At 61.5% G+C, this 25,926-nt stretch carries 29 protein-coding genes; 18 read left to right on the top strand and 11 right to left on the bottom strand.

The window, feature by feature from the left end; genetic code table 11:
- Positions 1–44 precede the first annotated feature (44 nt).
- The gene (locus L972_RS00150) at positions 45–980 is read left to right on the top strand and encodes a VirK/YbjX family protein (protein ID WP_047434128.1); all 936 of its coding nucleotides are present in this window, start codon (positions 45–47) and stop codon (positions 978–980) included.
- 108 nt (positions 981–1,088) lie between these two features.
- Here the strand turns inward: L972_RS00150 and coaD are convergent, their stop codons facing one another.
- On the bottom strand, positions 1,089–1,571 hold the full coding sequence (coaD, locus tag L972_RS00145; RefSeq protein WP_021231538.1) for a pantetheine-phosphate adenylyltransferase: 483 nt from the start codon (positions 1,569–1,571) through the stop codon (positions 1,089–1,091).
- A 134-nt stretch (positions 1,572–1,705) separates the two neighbouring features.
- Here coaD and L972_RS00140 point away from each other — a divergent pair, with 134 nt between their 5' ends.
- Complete coding sequence (locus L972_RS00140) at positions 1,706–2,743, top strand: glycosyltransferase family 9 protein (protein ID WP_047434123.1); 1,038 nt, start codon at positions 1,706–1,708, stop codon at positions 2,741–2,743.
- Between the two features lie 51 nt (positions 2,744–2,794).
- On the opposite strand, the gene L972_RS00135 is transcribed toward L972_RS00140, so the two are convergent.
- The gene (locus L972_RS00135) at positions 2,795–3,571 is read right to left on the bottom strand and encodes a glycosyltransferase family 2 protein (protein ID WP_040069408.1); all 777 of its coding nucleotides are present in this window, start codon (positions 3,569–3,571) and stop codon (positions 2,795–2,797) included.
- A 276-nt stretch (positions 3,572–3,847) separates the two neighbouring features.
- Between L972_RS00135 and waaF the strand changes: the two genes are divergently transcribed.
- The gene (waaF, locus tag L972_RS00130) at positions 3,848–4,882 is read left to right on the top strand and encodes a lipopolysaccharide heptosyltransferase II (RefSeq protein WP_047434118.1); all 1,035 of its coding nucleotides are present in this window, start codon (positions 3,848–3,850) and stop codon (positions 4,880–4,882) included.
- A 1-nt stretch (position 4,883) separates the two neighbouring features.
- Positions 4,884–6,149: a lipid IV(A) 3-deoxy-D-manno-octulosonic acid transferase gene (gene waaA / locus L972_RS00125; RefSeq protein WP_047434116.1), complete on the top strand. Its 1,266-nt coding sequence runs from the start codon at positions 4,884–4,886 to the stop codon at positions 6,147–6,149.
- A gap of 78 nt (positions 6,150–6,227) precedes the next feature.
- Here waaA and L972_RS00120 read toward each other — a convergent pair whose 3' ends face one another.
- From L972_RS00120 to L972_RS00110, 3 genes are read right to left on the bottom strand one after another with little or no spacing between them, the layout of a single operon-like run.
- Positions 6,228–7,487 carry a PTS ascorbate transporter subunit IIC gene (locus tag L972_RS00120; RefSeq protein WP_005357405.1) on the bottom strand — a complete coding sequence of 420 codons (1,260 nt, stop codon included), beginning with the start codon at positions 7,485–7,487 and terminating at the stop codon, positions 6,228–6,230.
- Positions 7,488–7,538: 51 nt separating this feature from the next.
- On the bottom strand, positions 7,539–7,826 hold the full coding sequence (locus L972_RS00115; RefSeq protein WP_047434113.1) for a PTS sugar transporter subunit IIB: 288 nt from the start codon (positions 7,824–7,826) through the stop codon (positions 7,539–7,541).
- Positions 7,827–7,861: 35 nt separating this feature from the next.
- Positions 7,862–8,305 (bottom strand): PTS sugar transporter subunit IIA, encoded by a 444-nt coding sequence (locus tag L972_RS00110; RefSeq protein WP_005356016.1) that lies wholly within the window; start codon positions 8,303–8,305, stop codon positions 7,862–7,864.
- 251 nt (positions 8,306–8,556) lie between these two features.
- Between L972_RS00110 and L972_RS00105 the strand changes: the two genes are divergently transcribed.
- The 4 genes from L972_RS00105 (at position 8,557) to L972_RS00095 (ending at position 11,262) form a co-directional block, all read left to right on the top strand.
- Positions 8,557–9,579 carry a LacI family DNA-binding transcriptional regulator gene (locus L972_RS00105; RefSeq protein WP_047434109.1) on the top strand — a complete coding sequence of 341 codons (1,023 nt, stop codon included), beginning with the start codon at positions 8,557–8,559 and terminating at the stop codon, positions 9,577–9,579.
- 32 nt (positions 9,580–9,611) lie between these two features.
- On the top strand, positions 9,612–10,592 hold the full coding sequence (gene acuI, locus L972_RS00100; protein WP_047434108.1) for an acrylyl-CoA reductase (NADPH): 981 nt from the start codon (positions 9,612–9,614) through the stop codon (positions 10,590–10,592).
- Positions 10,593–10,666: 74 nt separating this feature from the next.
- Positions 10,667–10,792: a hypothetical protein gene (locus L972_RS22095; protein WP_005339521.1), complete on the top strand. Its 126-nt coding sequence runs from the start codon at positions 10,667–10,669 to the stop codon at positions 10,790–10,792.
- Between the two features lie 137 nt (positions 10,793–10,929).
- Complete coding sequence (locus tag L972_RS00095; protein WP_047434106.1) at positions 10,930–11,262, top strand: DUF2799 domain-containing protein; 333 nt, start codon at positions 10,930–10,932, stop codon at positions 11,260–11,262.
- Between the two features lie 20 nt (positions 11,263–11,282).
- Here the strand turns inward: L972_RS00095 and L972_RS21230 are convergent, their stop codons facing one another.
- Positions 11,283–11,495, bottom strand: coding sequence for a hypothetical protein (locus L972_RS21230; RefSeq protein ID WP_136502352.1), 213 nt, complete (start codon positions 11,493–11,495; stop codon positions 11,283–11,285).
- Between the two features lie 65 nt (positions 11,496–11,560).
- Entirely contained in the window at positions 11,561–11,995 is a 435-nt protein-coding gene (locus tag L972_RS00090) for a flagellar basal body-associated protein FliL (protein ID WP_005339527.1), read from the bottom strand.
- Positions 11,996–12,140: 145 nt separating this feature from the next.
- On the opposite strand from L972_RS00090, the gene L972_RS00085 reads away from it, so the two are divergent.
- Positions 12,141–12,677 (top strand): chorismate--pyruvate lyase family protein, encoded by a 537-nt coding sequence (locus tag L972_RS00085; protein WP_047434103.1) that lies wholly within the window; start codon positions 12,141–12,143, stop codon positions 12,675–12,677.
- Positions 12,674–13,543, top strand: a complete 870-nt coding sequence (gene ubiA / locus L972_RS00080; protein ID WP_005339536.1) for a 4-hydroxybenzoate octaprenyltransferase — start codon at positions 12,674–12,676, stop codon at positions 13,541–13,543. Before L972_RS00085 ends, ubiA begins: the two co-directional genes overlap by 4 nt.
- 69 nt (positions 13,544–13,612) lie before the next feature.
- On the opposite strand, the gene plsB is transcribed toward ubiA, so the two are convergent.
- The gene (gene plsB, locus L972_RS00075) at positions 13,613–16,036 is read right to left on the bottom strand and encodes a glycerol-3-phosphate 1-O-acyltransferase PlsB (RefSeq protein WP_019446525.1); all 2,424 of its coding nucleotides are present in this window, start codon (positions 16,034–16,036) and stop codon (positions 13,613–13,615) included.
- 204 nt (positions 16,037–16,240) lie between these two features.
- Between plsB and lexA the strand changes: the two genes are divergently transcribed.
- From lexA to dinF, 4 genes are all read left to right on the top strand, one after another.
- Positions 16,241–16,864, top strand: a complete 624-nt coding sequence (gene lexA, locus L972_RS00070) for a transcriptional repressor LexA (RefSeq protein ID WP_005339540.1) — start codon at positions 16,241–16,243, stop codon at positions 16,862–16,864.
- 483 nt (positions 16,865–17,347) lie between these two features.
- Positions 17,348–17,563, top strand: a complete 216-nt coding sequence (locus L972_RS00065; protein ID WP_231560888.1) for a hypothetical protein — start codon at positions 17,348–17,350, stop codon at positions 17,561–17,563.
- 209 nt (positions 17,564–17,772) lie between these two features.
- Entirely contained in the window at positions 17,773–18,399 is a 627-nt protein-coding gene (locus L972_RS00060; protein WP_047434095.1) for an SCO family protein, read from the top strand.
- Positions 18,400–18,401: 2 nt separating this feature from the next.
- The gene (gene dinF, locus L972_RS00055) at positions 18,402–19,763 is read left to right on the top strand and encodes an MATE family efflux transporter DinF (protein WP_047434089.1); all 1,362 of its coding nucleotides are present in this window, start codon (positions 18,402–18,404) and stop codon (positions 19,761–19,763) included.
- A 13-nt stretch (positions 19,764–19,776) separates the two neighbouring features.
- Here the strand turns inward: dinF and trmL are convergent, their stop codons facing one another.
- From trmL to L972_RS00040, 3 genes are all read right to left on the bottom strand, one after another.
- Positions 19,777–20,241, bottom strand: coding sequence for a tRNA (uridine(34)/cytosine(34)/5-carboxymethylaminomethyluridine(34)-2'-O)-methyltransferase TrmL (gene trmL, locus L972_RS00050; protein ID WP_047434086.1), 465 nt, complete (start codon positions 20,239–20,241; stop codon positions 19,777–19,779).
- A 74-nt stretch (positions 20,242–20,315) separates the two neighbouring features.
- Positions 20,316–21,686 carry an ATP-binding protein gene (locus L972_RS00045; protein WP_005356054.1) on the bottom strand — a complete coding sequence of 457 codons (1,371 nt, stop codon included), beginning with the start codon at positions 21,684–21,686 and terminating at the stop codon, positions 20,316–20,318.
- Positions 21,668–22,363 carry a response regulator gene (locus L972_RS00040; protein WP_005339549.1) on the bottom strand — a complete coding sequence of 232 codons (696 nt, stop codon included), beginning with the start codon at positions 22,361–22,363 and terminating at the stop codon, positions 21,668–21,670. The genes L972_RS00045 and L972_RS00040 overlap by 19 nt, the downstream gene beginning before the upstream one ends.
- A gap of 85 nt (positions 22,364–22,448) precedes the next feature.
- Here L972_RS00040 and fieF point away from each other — a divergent pair, with 85 nt between their 5' ends.
- From fieF to L972_RS21595, 4 genes are all read left to right on the top strand, one after another.
- The gene (gene fieF, locus L972_RS00035) at positions 22,449–23,360 is read left to right on the top strand and encodes a cation efflux pump FieF (protein ID WP_042081837.1); all 912 of its coding nucleotides are present in this window, start codon (positions 22,449–22,451) and stop codon (positions 23,358–23,360) included.
- Between the two features lie 8 nt (positions 23,361–23,368).
- Complete coding sequence (gene cysE / locus L972_RS00030) at positions 23,369–24,148, top strand: serine O-acetyltransferase (protein ID WP_005339552.1); 780 nt, start codon at positions 23,369–23,371, stop codon at positions 24,146–24,148.
- Positions 24,149–24,168: 20 nt separating this feature from the next.
- Positions 24,169–25,449, top strand: coding sequence for a hypothetical protein (locus L972_RS00025; protein WP_047434078.1), 1,281 nt, complete (start codon positions 24,169–24,171; stop codon positions 25,447–25,449).
- A 246-nt stretch (positions 25,450–25,695) separates the two neighbouring features.
- Positions 25,696–25,905: a cell division protein ZapB gene (locus L972_RS21595; protein WP_005339554.1), complete on the top strand. Its 210-nt coding sequence runs from the start codon at positions 25,696–25,698 to the stop codon at positions 25,903–25,905.
- Positions 25,906–25,926: the final 21 nt, after the last annotated feature.

Here is a 25,926-nt window from a genome sequence, read left to right as displayed (position 1 = left end):
TGTCACTAGTATCCCGACCGTTCAGGCGGTTTGAGAATATAAAAATGACAGTTAAATCAATAGACTGGGAATATTTATCCCGGCAGGAGCGCTATTGCGCAAAATCCATGGCCCGCTTCCTCTACCCCGAGGGATGTGACCGAAAAACCTTCAATCGCGGCAAGTTTGTGCTGCGCAGCCTGCTCTATCGCAAGTCGCTGAGTCGGGTCTTCAGTCTGTTTCAGTGCGACTCGCTCAAGGCGCTACCGGCGGTCTATCCCGAGCTGCTCGACAAGCCGATGCGACCCTATCGCTTCGCCTGTGCCAGCGCCCGTGAGCGGGCCGAGATGCTGGAAAATCACTACCGTTTGCTGCTGGAGTGCTACCCGCGGCTGATCGACCCCCTCTATCTGGGCGAGGGGATCGAACTTGGGCACTATCCCCAGAGCGGCTGCCGCATTCTGTTGCGTCACGATGGCACCTTCCGCCGCGAGGCCGAGCTGGCGCTCTCCATCGTCAACGGCGAGGGACAGCGCCTCTACAGCTGCGCTTTTTCGCTGGCGGGCAGCGTGGATCGTTTGATTCTGATGATCGGCTCCATGCAGGGGCCGGAGCCTGCGGTCGACAATGCCCAGGATCGAGTGCGCGAGCTGACCAAAGAGGGACACGGCCTGCGGCCCAAATCCCTGCTGGTGCAGCTGGTGCTGCAACTGGCGCAGAGCATGGGGGCGGCGGAGGTGCTGGCAGTGCGCAAACGGGCTCACGTGTTTCAGGCCAAGCGTTACAGCAGCAAGCAGAAAGCCAATTTGCAGGCCGATTATGACGAGCTGTGGCAGGAGTTCGACGCCCGGGATGTGGATGCCAACTTCGTCGCCCTGCAAGCCCAGCCGCGCAAGCCGCTGGAGGAGATCGCCTCCAAGAAGCGGGCTATGTATCGGCGCCGCTACGAGTGGCTCGATCTGCTGGTGCAGGAGATGAATGAGCGGTTTGCCCGTCAGTAACCGGCAAGCAGGCTGACCTTTCCATGCGAGAGAGATACAACAAGGGCTACCCGTCGTGGGTAGCCCTTGTTCGTTGTTGCCGTCGGGAATGGCGAGTGTAGAAGGGGATCACCCTTTCTGTTTGGCGGCGATGGCTTGGGCCACTACCGGGTCGACAAACTGACGAATGTCGCCACCGTGCAGCGCCACCTCTTTCACCAGAGTGGAGGAGATAAAGGAGTTCTCCTCCGCCGGGGTGAGGAAGACGCTCTCAAGCGTGGGCATCAGGCGGCGGTTCATATTGGCCAGCTGGAACTCGTACTCGAAGTCGGAGACGGCGCGCAGGCCGCGGATAAGCACGTTGGCCTGATGCTCTTTGGCGAAATCGACCAGCAGGCCGGAGAAGCCCACCACCTTGACGTTGGGAAGCGTGCTGGTCACTTGCTGGACAAGCTGGACACGTTCTGCCAGATCGAACAGCGGGCGCTTGCTCGGGCTGTTGGCAACACCGACCACCACCTCGTCAAACAGCTTGGCGGCGCGGCCGATGAGATCGGCGTGGCCATTGGTAACGGGATCAAAAGTCCCGGGATAAATTACCCTGGTAGTCATCTTTGCGGTCCTGCAACCTGGAAATTTGGTCGCATTATAAGGTCGTCGCTTGAGAATAGCAGTGCATCAGGCAAGAATACGCCATCGCGCATCAAGCCTCCTTGCATTGGTGACAGGGAGCAAAGGGATTTTTTATGAAACGTATTCTGGTCGTTCGCAATGACAAGATTGGTGACTTCATGCTGGCGTGGCCTAGCTTCGCCATGCTCAAAGGCTCCATGGAGTGTCATGTGACTGCCCTGGTTCCGGCCTACACGGCGCCGCTGGCCCGGCTCTGCCCCTGGATTGACGAGGTGATCATCGATCCGGGCGTGCGGGCCGACAAGGAGCAACAGCGAGCGCTGCTGGCGCGGATCAAGGCGGCGGCGTTCGACGCGTCCATCTGCCTCTTCTCCAACTCCCGCAACGCCATGCTGGTGTGGAAGGCGCATATCCCTTACCGGCTGGCCCCGGCGACCAAGCTGGCGCAGGTGCTCTACAACCAGCGACTGGTGCAGCGCCGTTCCCGCTCCCAGAAGCCGGAGTCCGAGTACAACCTGGAGCTGATCCGCCGCTTCCTGGCCGATCAGCAGGTGGCCGTGGTGGAGCCCAAGACCCCCTTCCTGCAGTTCGATGAGGCGAGCCTGCAGCAGGTGCGCGAGCAGCTGGCACTCAAGCTCAAGCTCGATGCCAGCCGCCCCTGGCTGATGGTTCACGCCGGCAGCGGTGGCTCGGCCAACAACCTCTCCATCGAGCAGTATGCCCGCATCATCATCAAGCTCAATCAGGCCTGCCCCGAGCTGCAGTGCGTGCTGACCGCAGGCCCGGGCGAGGAGAAGATGGCCGAACAGCTGGCGGCCGAGCTGCTGGCCCACGGCGGCAACGGCTGGATCTACCGCTCCAGCGATGGTCTGCCGATGTTCTGTCAGGTGCTGGCTAACGCCGCCCTGTTCATTGCAGGCAGTACTGGCCCGCTCCATATCGCTGGCGCGCTCGATGTGCCGACCATCGGTTTCTTCCCGATGCGCCGCTCCGCTACTCCGCTGCGCTGGAAGCCCCTCAACAGCGAAGGGCGTCACCTCGCCTTCAGCCCGCCGGAGGATAGCGACCATCCTGAGGATATGAGTCAACTCGATCCCAAGACCATGGTGCCGGTGATGGCCCGCTGGGCGGCGCCTTTCTGGCGCAAATAACGTATGCAGCAATGCAAACAGGGCCCCGCGGGGCCCTGTTTCGTATGACGGTTATTCCGGCTGCTGCGGTTGCTGGCGCACCCAGAGGTCGGCGTATTTGACGAAGGTGGAGTGGGCGGAGAGGATCGCCAGCAGCAACCCCTGCTTGCCATCGAGGAAGCCCGCTTTGAGCAGGTACATCTTGAGGAAGCAGCCGACCGCGTGGATCAGCCCCTGACTGAGGGAGCCCTTCTTGCCGCGAGCGGTGCGCTGATCGGCCCAGGCGCGGGCATAACCGGCGGATTTGACCAGATAGTGCTCCAGATCCCGATAGGTGAAGTGGAGCAGGTCGCCGTAGAGGTTGACGATCTTCATGTTGGCGCGCACCTCCACCTTCTCGTGCACCAGCGCCTCGTTGTAGCTGGTGAGCGCCTTGGGGTAGAGGCGCAGCACCCGATCCGGATACCAGCCACTGTGGCGGATAAAGCGGCCAAAGACCCAGGAGAGGCGCGGGATCGAGTAGATGGTATCGCTGGCCGGATTGGCCATCACATTGGCGATGGCGGTTTTCAGCTCGGGGGTGAGCCGCTCGTCGGCATCCAGCCATAGTACCCAGTCGGATTGCACGTGGGACTGGGCCAGCCGGCGCTGTTTGCCAAAGCCGGGCCACTTGGCGTTGACGAAGAAGCGGGCACCAAATTCGGCGGCAATGGCCGGGGTCTCGTCCTGACTGCCGGAGTCCAGAATGACGATCTCGTCCACCAGACCGTCGAGGGAGGCGAGGCACTTGCGCAGGTTGTCGGCTTCATTCTTGACGATCAGAACGGCAGCCAGAGTCGGTTTTTTCACGAAATGGGGCTCACGGTTATTGCCCGGCTGGCGGGTCGAATGCGTATTGATGGGCCATTCTAACGGAAAAACGGGCTAAAGAGAGAGCCGCCATTGCCCGTTTCTATCAGCTGTTTGCCTGTCTCGTCTCGTCCGGTTGGAAGAGGGGCACCGCTGGAAAAATGGGGTGACGGCAGCGTCTGCCAAGGATCTTCTGTTATTTATCCAGTCATTCTTGGGGCATAATCTCGCCCAGTGATGATTAACTGCCGGGCCAGTCCCGAGAGAAGACGCGTGATGAAAATATTGGTGATCGGCCCCTCCTGGGTCGGCGATATGGTGATGTCCCAGAGCCTCTACAAGGCGATCAAGGCCAACCATCCGGAGTGCGAACTGCACGTGATGGCCCCCGCCTGGTGCTGTGCCCTGCTGGAGCGGATGCCGGAGGTGGACAAGGCGATCACCATGCCCCTTGGCCACGGTGACTTCAAACTGGTGGCGCGCCGCCGCCTCGGCAAGCAGCTGGCAGCCGAGAAGTACGATCAGGCCATCGTCCAGCCCAACTCCATGAAGTCGGCGCTGATCCCCTGGTTTGCTCGCATTCCGGTGCGTACCGGCTGGAAGGGTGAGAGCCGCTATGGCCTGCTCAACGACCTGCGCAGCAACAAGTCCGCCTTCCCGCTGATGGTGGAGGGCTATCTGGCGCTCGCTTATCCCAAGGAGCAGATGAAGAGCCGGGCCGATATTCCGACCATTCCCCACCCCTCTCTGCACGTCGATCTGGTCAACCAGAGCAAGGCGCTGGAGCGACTGGGGCTGGATCGCGCCCGCCCGGTGCTGGTGCTCTGCCCCGGTGCCGAGTTTGGCCCGGCCAAGCGCTGGCCGGAGGGGCACTACGCCGTAGTGGCCCAGCAGCATCTGGACGAGGGGTGGCAGGTGTGGATCTTCGGCTCCAACAAGGATGTGCCGGTGGCCAATACCATCCGGGATCGGGTCAACCTGCTGACTCGCCCCAACTGCCATGTGCTGGCGGGCAAGACCAGCTTGCACGAGGCGATCGATCTGATGGCGCTGGCCAGCCGGGTCATCTCCAACGACTCCGGCCTGATGCACATCGCCGCCGCCCTCAACCGGCCGCTGGTGGGTGTTTATGGCTCCACTTCGCCGCTCTACACCCCGCCGCTGGCGGATCGGGTCGAGATCGTTCACACCGACATCGAGTGTCGCCCCTGCTTCAAGCGCACCTGCAAGTTCGGCCATCTCAAGTGCCTGATCGACTTGGCGCCGGAGCAGGTGGTCGATGCCTGCAAGAAGCTGGAGCAGAGTCAGTAAGATGCCCTACCGTCTGCTCTACAACCTGCTGATCCATCTGGGATTGCCGCTGGCGCTGCTGGCCCTCTACAAGCCGAAGAAAGGCAAGCCCGGCTTTGGCAAGCGCTGGGCCGAGCATCTCGGGCGGTTGCCTGCCACCGGACAGGATGCACCGCTCTGGATCCATGCGGTGAGCGTGGGGGAGACGCTGGCCATCACGCCGCTCATTCGCGCCCTCAAGGCGGAGCGGCCCGATCTGCCGATCCTGCTCACCACCACCACCCGCACCGGCGCCGATCAGGCTGCCAAGCTGGGGGATCTGGTGATCCATCGCTATGCACCGCTCGACTACCCCTGGGCCATTGCCGCCTTTCTCGACACCTTCAAGCCGCGCGCGCTCTGGGTGATGGAGACCGAGTTATGGCCGAACTGGCTGGCCGCCTGCGAGGCGCGACACCTGCCGGTGACCATCATCAACGCCCGTCTTTCCGAGCGATCCTGCCAGCGTTATGCCCGCTTCCACGGCGCCTTCGATGCCCTGAGCCGGCCACTGACCCATCTGCTCTGCCAGCATCAGGATGACGCCGACCGCTTCGCCCGCCTCGGTATCGAGCGTTCGCGGCTGGCGGTGACCGGCTCCATCAAGTTCGATATCCAGTTTGGTGCCGAGGTGCAGGCAAAAGGGCGTGCCCTGCGCCAGCAACTGGGGGCGGATCGGCCGGTCTGGATCGCCGCCAGCACCCATCAGGGTGAGGATGAGCAGGTGCTGGCCGCTTTCGACCTGCTGCTCAAACGCCATCCCGATGCGCTGCTCATTCTGGTGCCGCGCCACCCCGAGCGGTTCGACCGAGTGGCCGAGCAGTGTGCCCCTTACGGCTGCGTGCGGCGCACTGATGGTGCTGCGGTGAGTGCGGAGGATAAGGTCTACCTCGGCGATACCATGGGCGAGCTGCCGCTGATGCTGGCGGCGGCCGATGTGGCCTTCGTCGGTGGCAGTCTGGTGAAGATTGGCGGTCACAACCTGCTGGAGCCGGCAGCCCTCGGCAAGCCCTGCCTGACGGGGCCCGCCTACTTCAACTTCAGCGATATCACTCGTCAGCTGGTGGCTCAGGGGGGCGCCGCCATCGTGGCCGATGCCGCCGAGCTGGGCGAGCAGGTGAGCCAGCTGTTTGCCGACGAGAGCGCCCGCCGCGAGATGGGCGAGCAGGCCCGCGCCGTGGTGCTGCGCAATCAGGGAGCCCTGGCGCGTACTCTCTCGCACTGCCTCACTGTGCTGGAGAACGACTGAGTATCAGCCTTTCATACAGCCCGGCCATAAAAAAACGGAGCGCGATGCGCTCCGTTTTGTTTTTGGCGGTGGCTGGGATTAGCGAACGATCAGCCCCAGCAGGATGCCGACCACACCGAAGTCGGAGTCGCTGAAGGTGGTGTTGGCGAAGCCGAGGTCGCCCAACACCGGCAGCAGGAACACCGGCAGAATGGTGAGCAGCAGCAGGCCGTTGGCGAAGGAGCCCAAAATCGCGCCGCGACGACCACCGGTGGCGTTGCCGAAGACCCCGGCAGCGGCGCCGACGAAGAAGTGCGGTACCACGCCCGGGATGATGACGGTCAGTCCCATGGCGTAGAGCAGCGCCATCCCCACCAGACCGGCGGCAAAGCTCGACAGGAAGCCGATCAGCACGGCGTTGGGGGCATAGGGGAAGACGATTGGGCAGTCGAGTGCCGGCTTGGCGTTCGGCACCAGCTTGTCGGAGATCCCCTTGAAGGCCGGAACGATCTCGGCGATGACCATCCGCACACCCTGCAGGATGACGTAGACACCGGCGGCGAAGGTGATGGACTGCATCAGGGAGAACATGAACCAGTGCTTGCCCTTGGCGACGCTGGAGACAAACTCGGGGCCGGCGAAGGCGGAGGTCACCAGGAAGATGATGCCCATGGTGAAGGAGATGGCCACCGGGGTATCGCGCAGGAACAGCAAGCTCTTCGGTACCTGCACATCTTCGCAGCTGTGGGCCTTGTTGCCGAACTTGGCGCCGATCAGGGCGGAGAGCACGTAGGAGCAGGTGGAGAAGTGGCCCAGCGCCACGTCATCGGAGCCGGTGATCTGCTTCATGAAGGGGTGGGCGATGGCCGGGAAGAAGACCATGGCGACGCCAACTACCAGACTGCCCACCGCGATCAGCGGCACGCCGCTCATGCCACCGGCGGAGAGGATTACGGCTACCATCATCGACATGAACAGGGTGTGGTGACCGGTCAGGAAGATGAATTTCCACGGGGTCAGACGGGCGATCAGGATGTTCACCAGCATGGCGAAGAACATGATCATCGCCATCTCCTTGCCAAACGAGGTCTGGGCGATGGAGACGATGGCTTCGTTGTTGGGGACGACCCCCTTGATGCCGAAGGCGTGCTGGAAGATGACGGCAAAGTCACCCAGCGAGTTGATCACCAGAGTGGCACCGGCCCCCAGAATGACGAAACCCATGATGGTCTTGACCGTGCCCTTGATGCACTCGGTCACTGGTTTCTTCTGGGCAATCAGGCCGATAAGTGCGATCAGGCCGACCAGCACGGCGGGCTCGGACAGCACGTCAAACATCAGAAAGTTGAAAAATTCCATGGTCAGCTCCTGGCAACGGAAGATGCGGCCCGCAGGCCGCATGGAGGATCCTTAGAGGGCGCCCAGTTCGCGCAGGGCGGTGGCGAGCTTCTCTTTCATCGCGGCCTTGTCGACCATGTTGTCGAGGGCCACCAGACGGCCGTTGACGCCCATGCTCTGTAACTGCTCGGCGATGTCGCGGGTGGCGACAAAGATCTCGGCGCTTTCACTGCCGGCGGAGGCCAGATCGCGGTGATCCACCTCGGCGATGACTGCCAGCTCTTTCAGGATGCTCTTGATGCTCATCTCCATCATCAGGCTGGTGCCCAGACCGTGACCGCATACAACCAGAATTTTCATTGTCTCTTCCTCTGTCAGGTGCGCCGTGGCGCAGATCAGTAGCGCGCCAGAATGCGCAGGATGTCGTCTTTGGTGTCGGCCGCAATGATGGCCGCCACGTCCTCTTCATTCATAAACAGCTCGGCCAGCTGAGCGATGGTCTCCACGTGGGAGTTGCTGTCGCTGGCCGCCAGGGTGATCAGCAGCCGGATCGGGTCGTTGCCCTCGGAGTCGAAATTGACTCCCTGCTTGATGACGGTCAGCCCCAGACCCAGTCGGTTGACACCGTCCTCGGGGCGAGCGTGGGGCATCGCCAGACCGGGGCCCAGCACGTAGTAGGGGCCGAGCTCCTCGTGGGAGCGAAACAGCGCCGCCACGTAGGAAGGCTCGATGGTGCCATTGGCCAGCAGGGGCGCCGTGGCCAGCTCGATGGCGTGGCGCCAGTCGCGGGCGGCGGGTTCGATGCGGATGACATCCTCGGTCAGCAGTTGAGTCAGCATGGTGGTGATCCGGCTAGTTAAGATGGCGCCAATCTATCGATCTTGCGGTGGTGAAACTGTGAAGATGATCGCGAAAGTTAGCGCTATCAGATAGCGCTAACATTAAACTGTGATAGCGCTATCACTTCACCCATTAACGGGAGTCATCCTGCCCCCGTGATCCGGGAAAGAGGGTAGAATCGGCCCTGAGCAAATGGTCAGTGGCGCTCTTTTGCCTTAAAGTGAGCAGCCGCAAGTCGAGGATGGGATGGATGTCAGAAGCAAAGAAGCGCCGTAGCACGGGTCGGGTGACCCTCAACGATGTGGCCCAGCTGGCTGGTGTGGGGGCTATGACGGTTTCCCGTGCCCTGCGCACGCCGGAGATGGTCTCCGACAGGATGCGCGAGCGCATCGAAGCAGCGGTGGAAGAGCTCGGCTATATCCCCAATCGGGCCGCCGGGGCGTTGGCCTCAGCGACTTCTCAGACCATCGTAGTGATTGTCCCGAGTCTGGCGGAAGCGGGCTGTGGCGAGATGATCGCTGGCCTGCAACAGACCCTGCTCGAGGAGGGTTACCAGATCATGCTGGGGGATGCCCAGCATCTGAAACAGCAGGAAGAGAGCCTGCTGACCAGCTTTTTGCAGCACAATCCGGCGGCGGTGGTACTGTTTGGTGGCGATCCCGGCGAGACGATCCGTACTCGCCTGAAAGCCTCCCGCCTGCCGGTGGTGGAAGTGGGTGCCATGGCGCGCAGTCCCATCGACATGAATGTGGGGGTCTCCAACTTCGATGCCGGTTATCAGCTCACCCGCCACCTTATCGAGCGGGGCTACCGCAATATCGGTTTTCTCTGTGCCCGTCAGGAGCAGTGGATGCTGCAACAGCGGATGCAGGGCTGGCAGAAGGCGTTGCTCGACAACTACCTCTCCCCCGATGCCATCATCAACACCTCTGAGCGGCCCAGTTTCAGCACCGGCGCCACCATGCTGGGTGAATTTCTGCTGCGCTGGCCCGAGCTGGACGCGCTGATCTGCGTCAACGACGAACTGGCGGCTGGCGTGCTGTTCGAGTGCCAGCGTCGCCATTTGAATGTGCCGGGCAAACTCGCCATCGCCGGATTTGACGATCTGGATGTGGCGCGCGCCTGTTATCCGACCCTTACTTCGGTCAGGATCCCCTATCGCAAAATGGGGCAGGAGGCTGCCGAGCTGATCCTGCGCCAACTGGCCGGGGAGCCCGTGATGGGCACTGCTCTGGCTCTCGATTTTCAACTGCAAAAGCGCCAAAGCAGCTGATCCCCGTTTCACTCGTCATCAAAGAGGCAACCATGTTCAAGGCTCTGTTACTGGAAAACCAAGACGGCAAGACTGTACCGACTCTGACCCGGCTGGCCGAGAGCCAGTTGCCGGAAGGTGAAGTGCGGGTAGCGGTCGCTTACAGCTCCATCAACTACAAGGACGGGCTGGCCATCACCGGCAAAGGCAAGATCGTGCGCCAGTGGCCGCTGGTGCCCGGCATCGACTTCGCCGGTACCGTGCTCGAATCTGCCGACAGCCGCTATCAGCCCGGCGACAAGGTGGTGCTGACCGGTTGGGGCGTGGGCGAAGGGCACTGGGGCGGCATGGCCGAACAGGCGCGGGTCAAGGGGGACTGGCTGGTGCCGTTGCCCGCCGGGCTGGATGAGCGCCAGGCCATGTGCATCGGTACCGCCGGTCTCACCGCCATGCTCTGCGTGCTGGCGCTGGAAGAGGCGGGCATTACTCCAGATAGCGGCGAGGTGCTGGTCACCGGTGCGGCAGGCGGTGTGGGGGCCACCTCGGTCGCCCTGCTGGCGGCCCTGGGCTATCAGGTGGCGGCGCTGACCGGTCGTCCCGAAGAGCAGGGCGCCATGCTCACTGCGTTGGGTGCCAGCCGCATCGTGCCGCGCAGCGAACTGCTGGTGCCTGCCAAACCGCTGGAGAAGCAGCTGTGGGCCGGTGCCATCGATACCGTCGGCAGTCAGGTGCTGGCCAAGCTGCTGGCTCAGATGAACTATGGCGGCGCCGTGGCGGCCTGCGGGCTGGCGGGTGGCTTTGATCTGCCTACCAGTGTGATGCCCTTCATCCTGCGCAACGTGCGGTTGCAGGGGGTCGATTCGGTGATGTGCCCGTTTGAACGTCGTCAACTGGCGTGGCAGCGACTGGCACGAGATCTTCCTGCCTGCTTCTTCGCTCAGGCGGTCACCGAGATTGGGCTGGAGCAGGTAGTGGAGGCCGCCGAGGCCATCACGCAAGGCCAGATCGCCGGTCGCACCCTGGTCAAACTTTGAACTCTCTCTGACTGGCGAGCCCGACAATTCCGGATAAAATTGGAGTGCGGGTGAACTATCCAAGGAGAGTGAAGATGGGTGGACACAAGCCGGATTACGACTCCTCTGATGATGATTGGGAGCCGGATTCCTGGGAAGAAGAGCTGGATCAGTGGGAAGATGAAAGCTGGCAGGATGATGACACTTTCGATGACCAGTGAACCACGGCATTGAACGAACAGGCGGGCTTTGGGCCCGCCTGATTTTTTTGCCGCGCTCACATGGCTGAGCGTTCGTCCTTGGTCAGGGGCGGGGCGCTGGGTAGAATGAACTGCCCAAATGACGCTCAAGGATGACTATGCGACTCTCCATCATATTGTTGGCTGCCCTGCTGGGTGGCTGTGTCTCCAACGATGATCCCTGCGAGAAGGTGTGGAGTGAGGTGGGGGAGGCGGATGGCAAGCTGGGCTTCACCACCGAGCGGATCGAGTTCCATCAGGGCCAGTGTGGCAAGAAGGTGGATGCCGAACTGTGGAAGCAGGGACATCAGAAGGGATTGGCATGGTATTGCCGCCCCGAGCACCTCTATCTGGCTGGCCGCTCAGGCGAGGAGTATCGCGGCGTTTGCCCGAATGATACCCAGGCGCGCAGATTGTTCGAACAGGGACGTCAGGGGTGGACCGATCAATAACGCCCTGACAGGGAGGGGCGTTACTCCTCTTTCAAACGCAGCGGCTGGCAGAGGTAACCCTTGTCATTGGCACTGCGGGCGCACTTGCTGCAGACAAACTTGGGTTTGCGGACTATCTTGCGCAACGCCTTGAGATCGGTGGGGATCTCGTGGCGGCGCCATTCACACAGGGTTTTGCTGCCCATGACGACTACCTCTACGACTTGACGGCCCGTATTGTAATCGATTTTCATTTCGAATAAACCGGCAAAGCTCGCTTATTGGCCGATATGCCAATAAGCGATTGTTTCGGGAGGGATTACTGGTAGAGGAACTTGGTGAAGATAAGCTCGCGCACCGCTTTCTTGCCGGTCTCTTTCACCAGCAGTTCGTTGACGGTTGTCTCGCACTCCTTGCGCAGCTCTTCTCGGTTGGTCAGGGACTTCACTTGATCGGCATTTTTGCTGCCAATCAGGCGGATGATGGCATCGCGGATCAGCGGGTCATGCTGCTCCAGCAGTTTGAGGTCGGCTTCGTTTTCCGCCATCAGCTCTACCGTGACCCGGATATAACCGAGGGTTTTGCTATCACTCAGGTAGTTGGTGATGATGTCGGGATCGAGCGCGTGGTAGGAGAAACCGGGCTTGGCAGCCCCCTCTGCGCCCTCGGCGGGCGGCTCATCTTCAGCCAGAGCTTGCTGCTGCAGGGCGCCACAGCTCAGTAACAACACCAGCAGAATTTTGAAGATCTTCATATAGATGGCTCATCAGCAAGAGATAACCCATTTTTGATGTTGCCATCGGGGCCGTCAAGCACGGATGTTCTTACATTTCGCTATTGATTTACGGATAATAAACCGGATTTTAACCTGAACACGGAAATCTCTGGATGGTGAAGCTGTGAAGTCCGAGTTGACTGTTCCCCTCACGCCGTTAAGCGGGTGGCTGGCCCCCGAATGTTGCGAATTGCCCGCCAGCTTGCGCCCCTGGCTGCTGGAGCCAGGTTCCATGACCCGGCGGCTGCGTCAGCACAATCGCCACTTTTCGGTGGAGTGGCTGGGCAATCACCCGGTCGCCCTTACTGCCGATGAGCAGTGGCTGGTGGATTCGGCCTCGCCGGCCGGTACCTGCCGCGAGGTGATCCTGCATGGGGATCGTGGGCCCGCCGTGCTGGGCTGGACCTTGTTTGCCGATGACGCATTGCAAGGGAGCGGCATTGCCGAGCTTGGCGAGCAGCCGCTGGGTGAGCGGGTATTTGGCCATGAGCCTGTCCGCCGCGATCATCTGCAGCTGGCCCGTTTCGATATTGCCGCCAATCCCCGTTGCCCGGCCGCCACTGTCTGGGGGCGTCGTTCCCGTCTGTTTCTGGGGCAGTGGCCACTGCTGGTGCACGAGCTGTTTCTGCCCTCTCTCGTCTGTGACAAGGAGCTGGAGTGAATCTGTTAACCAAGGAGCGGGGACTTGCCTACATGCAGTTGGCCCGCGTCGACAAGCCCATAGGTACTCTGTTGCTGCTGTGGCCAACCCTGTGGGCGCTCTGGCTGGCCGCTGGTGGCCTACCCAATCTCTGGGTGCTGACCGTGTTTGTGGTCGGCGTCTTTCTGATGCGCTCGGCAGGGTGCGTGATCAACGATTATGCGGATCGCAACTTCGATGGCCACGTCAAACGCACCGCCGGTCGCCCCTTGCCCACGGGCAGAGTCAAACCGTGGGAGGTGTTGGCGCTCTTCTTCGTGCTGGCGCTCATTTCGTTTGGTCTGGTGCTGACCATGAATCCGCTCACCATCGGCCTGTCGTTTGTCGCCCTGCTGCTGGCGGTGAGTTACCCCTTCATGAAGCGCTTTATCTCCAATCCCCAGCTGGTGCTCGGGATGGCCTTCTCCTGGTCGATCCCGATGGCCTATGCGGCGCAGGCGGATGCCCTGCCGCTGGTGGCCTGGTTGCTCTTCTTTGCCAATCTGCTCTGGACGGTGGCTTACGACACCCAGTACGCCATGGTGGATCGGGATGACGACCTCAAGATCGGCCTCAAATCCAGCGCCATCCTGTTTGGTCGTTACGACAAACGGATCATCGGCGCATTGCAACTCTCGACGCTGCTGCTGTTGCTGGCGGTCGGGCAACTGATGACGCTGGGGGGCTGGTATTACTGGGGATTGCTGGGGGCGGCGGTGCTGTTTGTCTATCAGCAGCGGCTTATTCGCGAGCGGCAGCGGGAAGCCTGCTTCCAGGCGTTTCTCAACAACAACTATGTGGGGGCGCTGGTGTTTGCCGGTCTGGTGCTCGATTACCTGCTGGCGTGACATGTTCCCGCGCAGACTCCGATAAAAAAGAAGGCCGCATGATGCGGCCTTCTTTGTTTGCGTTGCAGATTAGAGCTGATTGCCTGCCTGAATGGTGCGGCGGATCTTGTTGCTCAGCAGCGGCACTATGTTGTCGGCCAGCGCCTGGAAGCGGCCAAGATCCGGCTTGCACTCGGGAGAGAGGTAGCCCTCTTTGCGCAAGGTGTGGATCAGGGTGCTGAACAGCTTCTGGTCGAAGAACTCGGGGGCGTTGATGCCGTGCAGGGTGCCGAGGCGCTCTGCCATCATCAGGCCGTCCGCCTCCAGCTGCTCCGCCTCGATATGAGGCTGGGCCAGCACCCGGGTCAGCACGATGGCGTATCGTTGCAGGGTCTCCTGAATGCTCTCCGCCAGCAGTAGCAGGCGCATCTGGTTGGCCGGATTGACCCAGTAGCCGTCATCGCGGGTCTCGATCAGTTGCTGGGTTTGCAGCGCGTCGAGCAGGCTGTCGACCAGCGCCGGCAGCTCCTCCTCTTCATAACGCAGGAACAGCTCGGTCTTGAGCAGCGGATAGATGTCGATGCAACGGGCCATGATCTCGCTGCGGGAGATCCCTTCGCACCGTTCGATCAATGCCGCCACCAGAGAGGGCATGGCGAACAGGTGGAGGATGTTGTTGCGGTAGTAGGTCAGCAGGATCGCCTGATAGCGGTCGAGACTGATGATCTGCCCCAGCTTGTCCTCGCTCACCTCGAACTTGTTGAGCTCCATCGCCTGGTCCAACAGGGTCTTGGCATCCTCATCCGGAATGGTGCTCTGCGGGCTGTAGGGCACCGCCTTGAGCAGATCCAGATAGGTGTTGAGCTGGGCCTGCAATTCGTCGCGGGTCAGGGCGTGGCGCTCGGCGGCCAGCAGCGCCAGCGCGCTCAGGGTCAGGCCGTTGACCGCGGCCGCACCGTTGATGCGGGTCATCAGCAGTTCGGCCAGATTGTTGACGGTGCCCGCCATCCACTCCGGACGCTCCTCTTCCCCGATGTGCTTTTTCCAGTCGGGGATGTGTTCGCTCAGGTAGCTGTTGAGGGTCAGCGGTTCGCCGAAGTTGACGAAGCCACGGCCGTAGTTGCGCAGCTTGCGCAGGATGCCGAGCACCTGCAGGAAGCTCTCTTTCTCCTTGCGACTGCCCTTGAGCTCGTTGTGGTAGGTGTTCACCTCCATCACGTGCTCGTAACCCAGATAGACCGGCACCAGAGTGACCGGCCTGTCCAGCCCGCGCATCATCGCCTGCAGGGTCATCGCCAGCATGCCGGTCTTGGGCGGCAGCAGACGGCCGGTACGGGAGCGACCACCTTCGGTGAAGAACTCTACCGAGTAACCCTTGGCAAACAGCAGGTTGAGGTATTCCCGGAATACCGTGCTGTAGAGCGGGTTGCCCTTGAAGGTGCGGCGAATGAAGAAGGCGCCGCCGTGGCGGAAAATCGGGCCCGCCGGCCAGAAGTTGAGGTTGATGCCTGCCGCGATATGAGGCGGCACCATCCCCTGGTGGTAGATGACGTAGGAGAGCAGCAGGTAGTCCATGTGGCTGCGGTGGCAGGGAACGTAGACGATCTCGTGCCCTTCCTGCGCCAACTGGCGTACCTTCTCGGCGCCATTGACCGACAAACCGCGGTAGAGCTTGTTCCACAGCCAGCCGAGGAAGCTCTCGCCCAGGCGGATCAGCCGGTAGGAGAAGTTGGAGGCGATCTCGTCCATGTAGCCATGGGCACGCTTTTGCGCCTTCTCGAGGCTGATCCCCTCGCGCTGGGCCTCCTCTTCAATCGCCTGCTGGATCACCGCGGAGTCGAGCAGCTGCTTGAACAGCAGGTTGCGGTTCGGCAGTTTCGGGCCGGTGGCAGCCAGCTGCTGACGGCTGAAGTGGGTACGGGCCACTCGTGCCAGCTTGTGGGCGATGGCCTCGTCGGTGCCGTGTTTGTCGGCCATGTAGCGCAGGGAGAGGGGCGGCGAGAAGCGCACCAGATTCTCGCGACCCTTGAGGATCACGATAAGCGCCTTCTTCAGCCGGTTCGGCGCCAAGCTGCTGATGATGTTGAGGCCGGAGGCTTCTTCCCCTTCCCGACCCGGAGCGCGGCCCCAGAACAGGGTGACGGGCACCACCTGGATATCCAGCTCGGGATCCTGCTTGTGCAGATCCAGCAGCTGGTGGAACTCCTGCAGGAAGGGGAGCGGTTTGCTGCGTTTGCCAAACAGGGGAGGTGGACGGTCCAGACAGACATAGCGCGGCAGCAGCTGGCCGTTCAGTTCCAGCGGCGTGAAGGGGCCGGGCAGACCGAGATCCTCGCAGCACTGCTGCAGGGTCATCAGGTCGGTGATCGAACTGGTTTTCAGGGCATAGACGATGGGTCTGGCCGGATCCAGATTGAGTTCTGTGATGGGATTTTCCGGCAGGCTCTTGTGATTGACCAAGCCGCTGACCGGCCATTGCAAGATGGCTCTGGAAATCTTCTGTCCTAGGGACATGTGCGTCTGCTCTCCAAAAAAATGCGGCGTGAGCATAGCAAATCGACAGCCCCTTGTCGCCGAGAGGTACGATGAGTCGGCTGCGCAGGATCAAAACAGTAGTAAATGAGGGGTTGGTCGCGACAAATGTCAGCTGCGCCTTGCCTTGGCCACTGCACTGTATATACTGCCAGTGTGCTGTATAAAAAGACAGGTGCCAATTCTATGAAACCCCTTACCCCCCGCCAGGCCGAAGTGCTGGAGCTGATCAAGGTGAACATGAGCGAGACCGGCATGCCGCCGACTCGTGCCGAGATTGCCCAGAAGCTTGGTTTCAAGTCGGCCAATGCGGCCGAAGAACATCTGAAGGCCCTGGCCAAAAAAGGGGTCATCGAGATCATGCCGGGCACGTCCCGCGGCATTCGCCTGTTGCTCGAAGAGGAAGAGGTGCTGGAAGAGAGCGGCCTGCCGCTCATCGGCAAGGTGGCTGCCGGTGAACCTATCCTGGCTCAGGAGCATATCGAGAGCCACTATCAGGTGGATCCCGCCCTGTTCCACCCGCGCGCAGATTTTCTGCTGCGGGTGCAGGGGATGAGCATGAAGAACATCGGCATTCTGGATGGCGATCTGCTGGCGGTGCACAAGACCCAGGAGGTGCGCAACGGTCAGGTGGTGGTTGCCCGTCTCGATGAGGATGTCACCGTCAAGCGCTTCCAGCGCAAGGGCAGTCAGGTATGGCTGCTGCCGGAGAATGAAGAGCTCTCCCCCATCGAGGTGGATCTCTCCTGCCAGCAGCTCACCATCGAAGGACTGGCGGTCGGGGTGATCCGCAACGCCGACTGGATGTAATCATCCCCGCCAACTGCGTTTGCCACACGGCCTCCTTCGGGAGGTCGTGCTGTTTCTGGCGCACTTTCCCTGTCATATCAAACAGATCATCTGCGGCAGCATTTTTGTCCTGCGCGACCGGCTACCAATCATCCATTTCAGATATATGCTCAGATCAGTGCCCTGTCGCCGAGACAGGGCTTGGCGCCTCCCTCTGACCATCGCAATGCGCAGGACGGGAGGGCCGGTAACAACGAGAATCGGGCAGTACACCTTCACGGGATATGAAGGGGGAGTGGGGAGATCCCGAGCCTTGTTAGGCAAAGGGGACCACTCGTGATGGTTGCAGATAGTCGTGACGGGCCTGTTCCCAGTTCAGGCCGACGAAGCAACATGACCTGTCGGTCAAGGAGGACTGGTATGGCATCAAGATCGCCATGGGATTCAGAGGCTGGGGCTGCGCCAGCGGAATCGTCAATCACCCGTTTTGTCAAAGGTAGCCGGATGACCTGGTTTTACGGTCTCTGGCTGCACCATCGTGGTTCGCACTGGACGCTCTGGCTGGGATGTCCGAAAGAGAAGGTGGTGCGTCTGGTGCTGCTGTTCAAACGTGGTCATGGCGATCGCCGGGGGGAAGAGGGCTGGCTGGCCCCCGTGATTCCCATCGGCGTGCGGGCCATCGGCAAGATGTTGCAGCAGGGGCGTAACGCTCGCCCCTGAGCAGAAGAGACAAACAAATCCATCCATAACCGGCACCCAAGGGGGCCGGTTTTTTTATGGCCGCAACTGGCGATTAATTATGCCAAATGGTCGACTCCTGACAGGGTGTTGCACAAGGTTGAACCACCTTGGCGGCTCGCTGGGGTACAATGCCCCCTCTTGTCCGGTCACTGCTGGCCATCTGCCTCGAACTGAAAGGGTCTCTTGTTATGATGAAGCTCCGCTATCCCTTGCTCTTTCTGCTGCTGACAGCCTGCCTGATCCTGGTGTTCTACGCCACGCAGCCAGAGCAGCCGGAACAGGCCGATTATTATCCGGCGGGGCGGGACATCAATGATTTCGCCTTTACCGATGCGGACAACCAGCCGTTCACCCCTGCCAACCTGAAGGGGCACTGGACCTTCCTGTTCGTCGGCTACACCTTCTGCCCCGATATCTGCCCCACCACCCTGGCAGATATGCGCTCCGTCTATGACCAGCTGAAGAAGATGGCGCCCGACAGCCAGGTGGTGTTTATCTCGGCGGATCCCCAGCGTGACGATATTCCACGCCTCAAGACCTATACCGCCTTCTTCAATCCCGAGTTCAAGGCGGCCACTGCCCCCCACGACAAGCTGTTCCCATTCGTGCGCAATTTGGGGCTCATCTACTCCATCGCCAATCAGGGGGAGAAGGATTACCTGATCGATCACTCCGCCTCCATCGTGCTCATCAATCCCAATGGCAAGCTGCAGGCGGTGTTCCGCCCGCAGGTGGCGCCGGGTCAGGTGCCACGGGTGCAGATGGCCACCATGCTCTCTGACTTCTCCCGTATCCTGAAGCTGACAGGCAACTGAGCGTGACCCCAGCTGTTGCCCCCTGGTGGCGAGATCCCTCTCGCCACCGCGCTGTGTTTGCGCTCGCCCTGCCCATGGTTTTCTCCAATATCACCACCCCCTTGCTGGGGCTGGTGGACACCTGGGTGATCGGTCATCTCGGTCAGGCCTGGTTTCTGGGAGGCGTTTCGGTCGGCGCGACCCTGATCAACCTCATCTTCTGGCTGCTCGGTTTTTTGCGGATGTCGACCACCGGGCTGACGGCGCAGGCGCACGGCGCCGCCGACGGTCGTGCCCAGCTCGATACCCTGCTGCGGGCACTGGGGCTGGCTATCGCCTTGGGGTTGATGCTGCTTCTGTTGCTCTTCCCCCTGTTGCCACGGCTGATCGCCCTGAGTGGCGGCTCGCCCGAGGTGCAGCTTTATGCGGGCCAATATGTGGCGGTGCGGATCTGGAGCGCCCCGGCGGCGCTCTGCAATCTGGTGATCATGGGCTGGCTGTTGGGGATGCAGGATGCCCGCAGCCCCATGGTGATGCTGATCCTCACCAATCTGGTCAATATGGCGCTCGATGCCCTGTTTGTGCTGGGGCTCGGCTGGCAGGTGCGGGGTGTGGCGGCAGCCTCGGTCATGGCGGACTACTGCGCGCTGGCAGTCGGTATCTGGCTGGTACGCCGTCAGCTGCGGCAACTGGCGCCGACGGTGTGGCAAGATGGCTGGCAGCGCTGGCGGCAGTTCGCGCCCATGGTGCGGCTGCTCGGTCTCAACCGCGATATCTTCCTGCGCTCCCTCTGTTTGCAGCTCTGCTTCGCCTTCATGACTCTGCAAGGGGCGCGGCTGGGGGATGTCGCGGTGGCCGCCAATGCGGTGCTGCTCAACTTCCTGATGCTCATCTCCTACGGGCTCGATGGTTTTGCCTATGCGGTGGAGGCCATGGTAGGACGAGCCATCGGTCAGCAGGATCGGCAGAAACTGCGGGAGGCCATCGTGCTCAATCTGGGCTGGGCCGCCCTCATTGCCACTGGTTTTACCCTGGTGTTTGCCCTCTTCGGTGCCCACCTTATCGGCTATATCACCGACATTCCGGCCGTGGTGGCGGAGGCACATCGTCAGCTTCCCTGGCTGATCGCCATGCCCTTGCTGGCGGTCTGGTGCTTCCTGCTGGATGGCGTGTTCATCGGAGCGACCCGGGCGCGGGAGATGCGCAACAGCATGTTGCTGGCCGCGTTTGGCGGCTTCTTCCCGATCTGGTGGCTCTGTCAGTCGTGGGGCGTGGCCGCGTTATGGGCGGCGATGGCGGCGCTGATGGTGGGGCGCGGTCTGTCGCTGGGGATCACTTGCTGGCGGCTGGAGCGCAGCGGGCATCTGCTCGACGCCCGCCACTGATCATCGGTGGCGCTTACATGGCACCGTCGTAGCTGAGCTGGCGCCAGCTCTCGTAGACAAAGACAGATACCGCGTTGGAGAGGTTCATGCTGCGGCTCTGGGGCACCATAGGGATGCGCAGCCGCTGCTCGAATGGCAGACTCTCGATGATCTCGATGGGCAGGCCGCGACTCTCCGGGCCAAACAGCAGGGCGTCGCCAAGGGCATATTGTGCTGCCGAGTGCGCGGTGCGCCCCTTGGTGGTGCAGGCAAACACCCGCTTGGGTGCCACGGCAGCCAGAAAAGCCTCATAGCTCGGCCAGCGCTTCACCTCGGCAAATTCGTGATAGTCGAGTCCCGCCCGCTTTACCCGCTTGTCATCCCACTCAAACCCCAGCGGCTCGATCAGATGGAGCCGGTAACCGGTATTGGCGCAGAGCCGGATGATATTGCCGGTGTTGGGCGGAATTTCCGGCTGGTAGAGGACGATATCGAGCATGACGAGCTCCTGCAAAGAGATGTAAAGCCAAGAAGGGGCGCCAGCATACCCAGCGCCCGTCCGGATGAAAAGGATCAGGCGATGGGCAAGCGGATGGTGATGGTCAGCCCGGTCGGGTGATTGTTGCTGGCCGCAATGGTGCCGCCGTGGCGCTGGATCGCCTCCGAGGCGATGGCCAGCCCCAGCCCGGTGCCGCCAGTTTTGGCGTTGCGGGCATCATCCACCCGGAAGAAGGGCTGGAACAGCAGCGCCTGTTGCTCGTCAGGCACCCCGGGGCCATCATCTCGAATGGTCATCACCCACTCCAGTCCCTCCCGATACCAGTCCACCTTGATGAACTCGCGGGCATATTTGAGGGCATTGCGCAGGGGGTTCTCCACCGCCCGGGCCAGCAGCTCGGGCCACATCTGGATCGACTCTGCGGGCAGCGGCGGCAGTCTGAGCTGTTTGCCGCTCTGGTTTGCTTCGAACATGGCATCTTCGAGGATGGGCTCCAGCAGGTCGGCCAGCGGGTGCACCACCGGTGCCTCCACATGCTGCTGCACTCGCGACAGATCCAGCAGATCGCCGATCAGCTTGTCCAGCCGCCCGATCTCCGATTCGATCCGCGCCAGCTCGGCGCTGTCACCCTGCTTGCGGCGGATCAGTGCCTGCGCCAGTTGCATCCGGGTGAGGGGGCTGCGCAGCTCGTGGGAGATATCGGAAAGCAGCTGTTTCTGCTTCTGGATCATGCTCTTGAGTGTCTCCACCATGCGGCTGACGTTATCCGCCAGCTGGCCGATCTCGTCGCCCCGTCCCAGGTTGGGGATCTGTACCTCCAGATTGCCGGCCGCCAGTTGGGAGACCGATTTCTGCAACTGCAGGATGGGGCGGGTCAGCCGCCAGGCGAGCAGCAGGCAGAGCGGGGTGCTGACCAGCATCGAGATGCCCAGAATGCGGATCGGGTGATCCAGCACCTGTATGAACAGGAACAGGTAGGGGTTCTCGGCATTGAGGCCGAAATAGACGTGATAGCGATGGCCGTGGTGCTCCATCAGGAAGGGGCCGGCGATCGCCTTGCGATCCTCGTTGCCCAGCATGGGATTGGCCGGGTCATCGGCATCCACCATAAAGCGCACCACGAACTTGCGCGGATGGGTGGTGGACTGGATCTGCCCCTTCTCGTCGCGCAGGTAGACGTTGTCCACCGGCAGCATGGCGATCTTGTCCATCGCCTTGGCCAGATCGAAATCCTGATCCGGCTCGGCGGCGTTGAGCAGGGCCTGCACGTTGTTCTGCATCCGCGCCACTTCATGGGTCGGCAGCGGGATCTGGTTGCGGGGATCCAGGGTCGGCAGGCTGATCACGGCGGCCAGCATCACCAGCAGCATGAACCAGAACCAGAGGAAGATGTGGGTCGAGATCCCGTTGAGGGAGTTGATGCGCTCTATTCTTGCTCTAGCCACAGGTACCCGCGCCCCCGTACGGTTTTGAAGCGGGGCTGGCCATCGGTGCGGTCCGGCAGCTTCTTGCGCAGGTTGCTCAGGTGCATGTCGATGGCCCGATCGAAGGGTTCCAGCTTCTTGCCCAGCACCTGCTCGGAGAGGTGGCTCTTGCTGACGATCTGGCCGGGATTGCGCAGCAGGCACTCCAGCAGCCCGAATTCGGTGGCGGTCAGCTCCAGCAGCTGTTCGCCGCAGCGGGCCTGCTGCAGGCCGGGTTGCAGCACGATATCCATGAAGTGCACTTCGTCGGAGGAGTTGCCGCGCTGGGGCGGGGCGCTCTGGGTACGGCGCAGGATGGCACGTACCCGGGCCAGCAGCTCCCTGTCATCGAATGGCTTGGCCAGATAGTCGTCGGCACCCGCTTCCAGACCGTTAACCCGGTCCTGGCTGTCACCGCGGGCGGTCAGCATCAGCACCGGGGTATCGTGGGTCTTGCGCAGCTTGGTCAGCATGGCAAAGCCGTTGAGCTTGGGCATCATCACGTCCAGCAGCACCAGATCGAAGCTTTGCTCCGCCAGCCGTTGCAGCCCCTCTTCACCATCCTCGGCGACCGTGACCTGAAATCCCTCCAGGGTCAGAATTTCGGTGAGCAGTTGGGTCAATTCAAGATCGTCGTCGACCAGGAGTATTCTGTTCATCTGGTGTTATTCCGCAGATTTTCGCGCCAAACTGACGCTGGGGTCAGGGTATAATAAGTTTTTCATCGCCAGAGGAAAGCCGGTTTTGAGCCATCAACAATATTCCCGTTGGGTGACCTTTGCCAGCATAGCGGCGGTCACCACCGCTACCTTGCTGATCATCGGCAAACTGATCGCCTGGCTGATGACCGACTCGTCGACCCTGCTGGCGTCGCTCACCGACTCCTTCATGGATGTGAGTGCTTCCATCATCAACCTGCTGGCCATTCGCTATGCGCTGGCCCCCGCCGATGACGAACACCGTTTCGGTCACGGCAAGGCGGAGTCGCTGGCGGGCCTCATCCAGTCGGCCTTTATCTCCGGCTCTGCCCTGCTGCTGGTGATGCACGGAATTTCATCCCTGCTCAATCAGGCGCCTATTCTGCGGCTGGAGGCGGGTCTCTGGGTCAGCGGTGGCTCCATCGTGCTGACCCTGCTGCTGGTCAGCTTCCAGAGCGTTGTCATTCGCAAGACCAACAGTGTGGCCATCAAGGCCGATATGCTGCACTACCGTTCCGATCTGCTGCTCAATGCCGGTGTCTTGCTGGCTCTGGTGCTGGCGGGGCAGGGGTGGTACTGGGCCGATGGCCTGTTTGCCATCCTGATCGGGCTGTTCCTGTTGTGGGGGGCGGGACACATCGGCTACGAGTCGGTGCAGGCCCTGCTCGATCGTCAGTTGCCAGCGGAAGAACAAGCGAGAATAATGGCGCTCTGCTGTGCCGTAGAAGGTGTACACGGCGTACATGACCTGCGCACCCGTCAATCCGGGCCGACCCGATTCGTACAGTTGCATCTGGAACTGGATGATCAGATCCCCCTGGTCAAGGCCCATCAGATCGCCGATGAAGCCGAACTGGCGGTACGCCAGGCATTCGAGCGGATGGATGTCATCATCCACATGGACCCCATCTCGGTGCTGACAAAAGAACAACAGAGCCCTCACCCAGAACAACAGTAGGCTGCAACATGGATGAACTGGTTGCCAAAACCTGGCACAAAATTCAGCAAGAAGCGGAGTGCATGGCGGCCCAGGAGCCGATGCTGGCCAGCTTCTTCCACTCCACCATTCTAAATCACAAGAATCTGCGTTCGGCCCTCAGCTTCCAGCTGGCCAACAAACTCGACAGCGCCACCATGCCCGCCATCGCCCTGCGCGAGGTGATCGAGCTGGCCCTGCGCAGCGAGCCCGAGCTGCTGACGGTAGTGGCGGCTGACATCTGCGCTGTGCAGGAGCGGGATCCTGCGGTCGATCTCTTCTCCACCCCGCTGCTTTATCTCAAGGGGTTCCATGCCCTGCAGGGCTATCGGGTCGCCAACTGGCTGTGGCGGCAGGGGCGCCGCTCGCTGGCCCTTTATCTGCAAAACCAGATCTCGGTGGTGTTCGGGGTGGATGTGCACCCGGCCGCCCGTATCGGCAAGGGGATCATGTTCGACCATGCCACCGGCATAGTGGTGGGCGAGACGGCGGTGATTGAAGATGATGTCTCCATCCTGCAGAGCGTGACCCTCGGTGGTACCGGCAAGGAGAGCGGCGATCGCCATCCCAAGATCCGCGAAGGGGTGATGATAGGAGCGGGCGCCAAGGTGCTCGGCAATATCGAAGTGGGCGTGGGCGCCAAAATTGGTGCGGGCAGCGTGGTGATCAACCCGGTGCCGCCTCATACCACGGTCGCTGGCGTACCCGCCAAGATCGTCGGCCGTCCGGAGTGCGACAAGCCTTCACTGGATATGGATCAGTGTCTCTGATCTCCCGGCCGGAGTAGTCGATGGCCAAACGCTGGTCGGGTTATCTGATTTTGGGGATGTGGCTGCTCAACCTGCTGCATCTCTATCTGGGGCTCTCCCCCTGGCCAGCGGCCATTGCGGCCTGGGGGGCATCACTGCTCACCTGGCCCTGGCTGGTGGGGGCCGCCAAGCGGCAGGCGCTGGCCCTGTATGGCGCGGCGCTGTTGCTGCTCTTCTTCTCCTGGTGGCAGGGCGCGACCCTCACCGCCGGTGACTGGCTGCTGCCCAACATCAATATGCTCACCATGTTTGCCGCGGTGAGCACTCTCAACCTCGCCACTTCCGGCTTGCTGACCGGCACCACCTCCTGGACCGGGCGCAAAGGGTTGTGGAGCACCATGGCCAGCCTCAATCTGCTGGGGGCGGTCATCAACCTCTCGGTGCTCTTTATCATCGGCGATCGGCTGGAGCGCAATGGCACCCTGGAGCGGCGTCAGGTGATGGTGCTGAGCCGGGTCTTCTGTGCTGCCGCCTTCTGGTCACCCTTCTTTGTCGCCATGGCGGTGGCGCTCACCTATGCGCCGGGCTTGCAGCTCTCCCATATTCTGCCGTTCGGGATCCTCGCCGCCTTGCTGGCGATGGGCCTCACTGCCTGGCAGGTGGAGCGGATCGGGGTAGCCGACTTTGCCGGTTATCCGCTGCGGCTGCAGACCCTGGGGTTGCCGGTCACGCTGGCGCTGCTGGTACTGCTCATCAAGCAGATCTGGCCCCAGCTCGGCATTCTGGCGGTGATCGCGCTGGTGGCCCCGCTGCTGGCGCTGCTCTTTATGCCGAGGGTCGGGCGCAAGGCGGCCCTCAAGCGGCAGGTGGTGGAGCGCTTTCCCGCCATCGGCGGTCAGCTGGTGCTGTTTCTGGGGGCCGGTTTGCTGGCGGCAGGCATCAACAGTGCGTTGTCGGTCATCGATTTCGGCTCCGGTCACGGCCTGCCGCTGTTCAATCACTTTGGCTGGCTCGAAGCATCCCTCACTCTGCTGCTGATCCTGCTGGTGGCCATCGTCGGGGTGCATCCGCTCATCAGTATCTCCGGGCTGGCGCCGCTACTCTGGCCGCTGGCGCCGGATCCCAGCCTGCTCGGCATGTGTTTCCTGCTGGGATGGGGGCTTGCCACCGGCACCAGTCCGCTCTCCGGATCCAATCTGGCGCTGGCCTCCCGCTACAACCTCAGTGCCGGGCTGATCCTGCGCTGGAACCTGCTCTACGGCCTGTTGATGTATGTGGTCGCCTGTCTGTTGCTGGGGGCTTATATCGCCTTGAATGGATAACGGCGGCGCCGTCAGGAGGGGGCAAATGATGCGCGGGCGGCGGGGTCTTTTACGCACGGTTCAGTGTGTTGTCGCGGCTCGGGCGCAGGATGCGAGAAAAATAGACGCATATTTAGACAATACATCTATGGAAGGCGCATTTTACAGCGCACTGGCTTGTTTGTGCCGATGCGCTCGGGGTATGCTGGCTTCACGCGCTTGAATCGCCCTCTGTGGGGCATCGCAATTGAACAAACAGGTATGCATATGTCACTAGAAGTCCTTGAGCAACTCGAATCCAAAGTACAATCCGCCGTCGACAACATCTCCCTGCTGAAGATGGAGCTGGACGAGCTGAAAGAGCAGAACAGCAAGCTGCAAGACGAGAACCATCAGCTGCGCAACGAGCACACTGCATGGCAGGAGCGTCTGCGTGCCCTGCTGGGCAAAATGGATCAGATGGGCGAAACCATCTAATTCATCGCCTTCAGGCAGAAT

It is taken from the genome of Aeromonas sp. ZOR0001, assembly GCF_000801015.1.
Classification (GTDB): domain Bacteria; phylum Pseudomonadota; class Gammaproteobacteria; order Enterobacterales; family Aeromonadaceae; genus Aeromonas; species Aeromonas veronii.
Note: the sequence above shows the minus strand (reverse complement) of the source record. Positions and strands in the feature narration are given on the sequence as shown.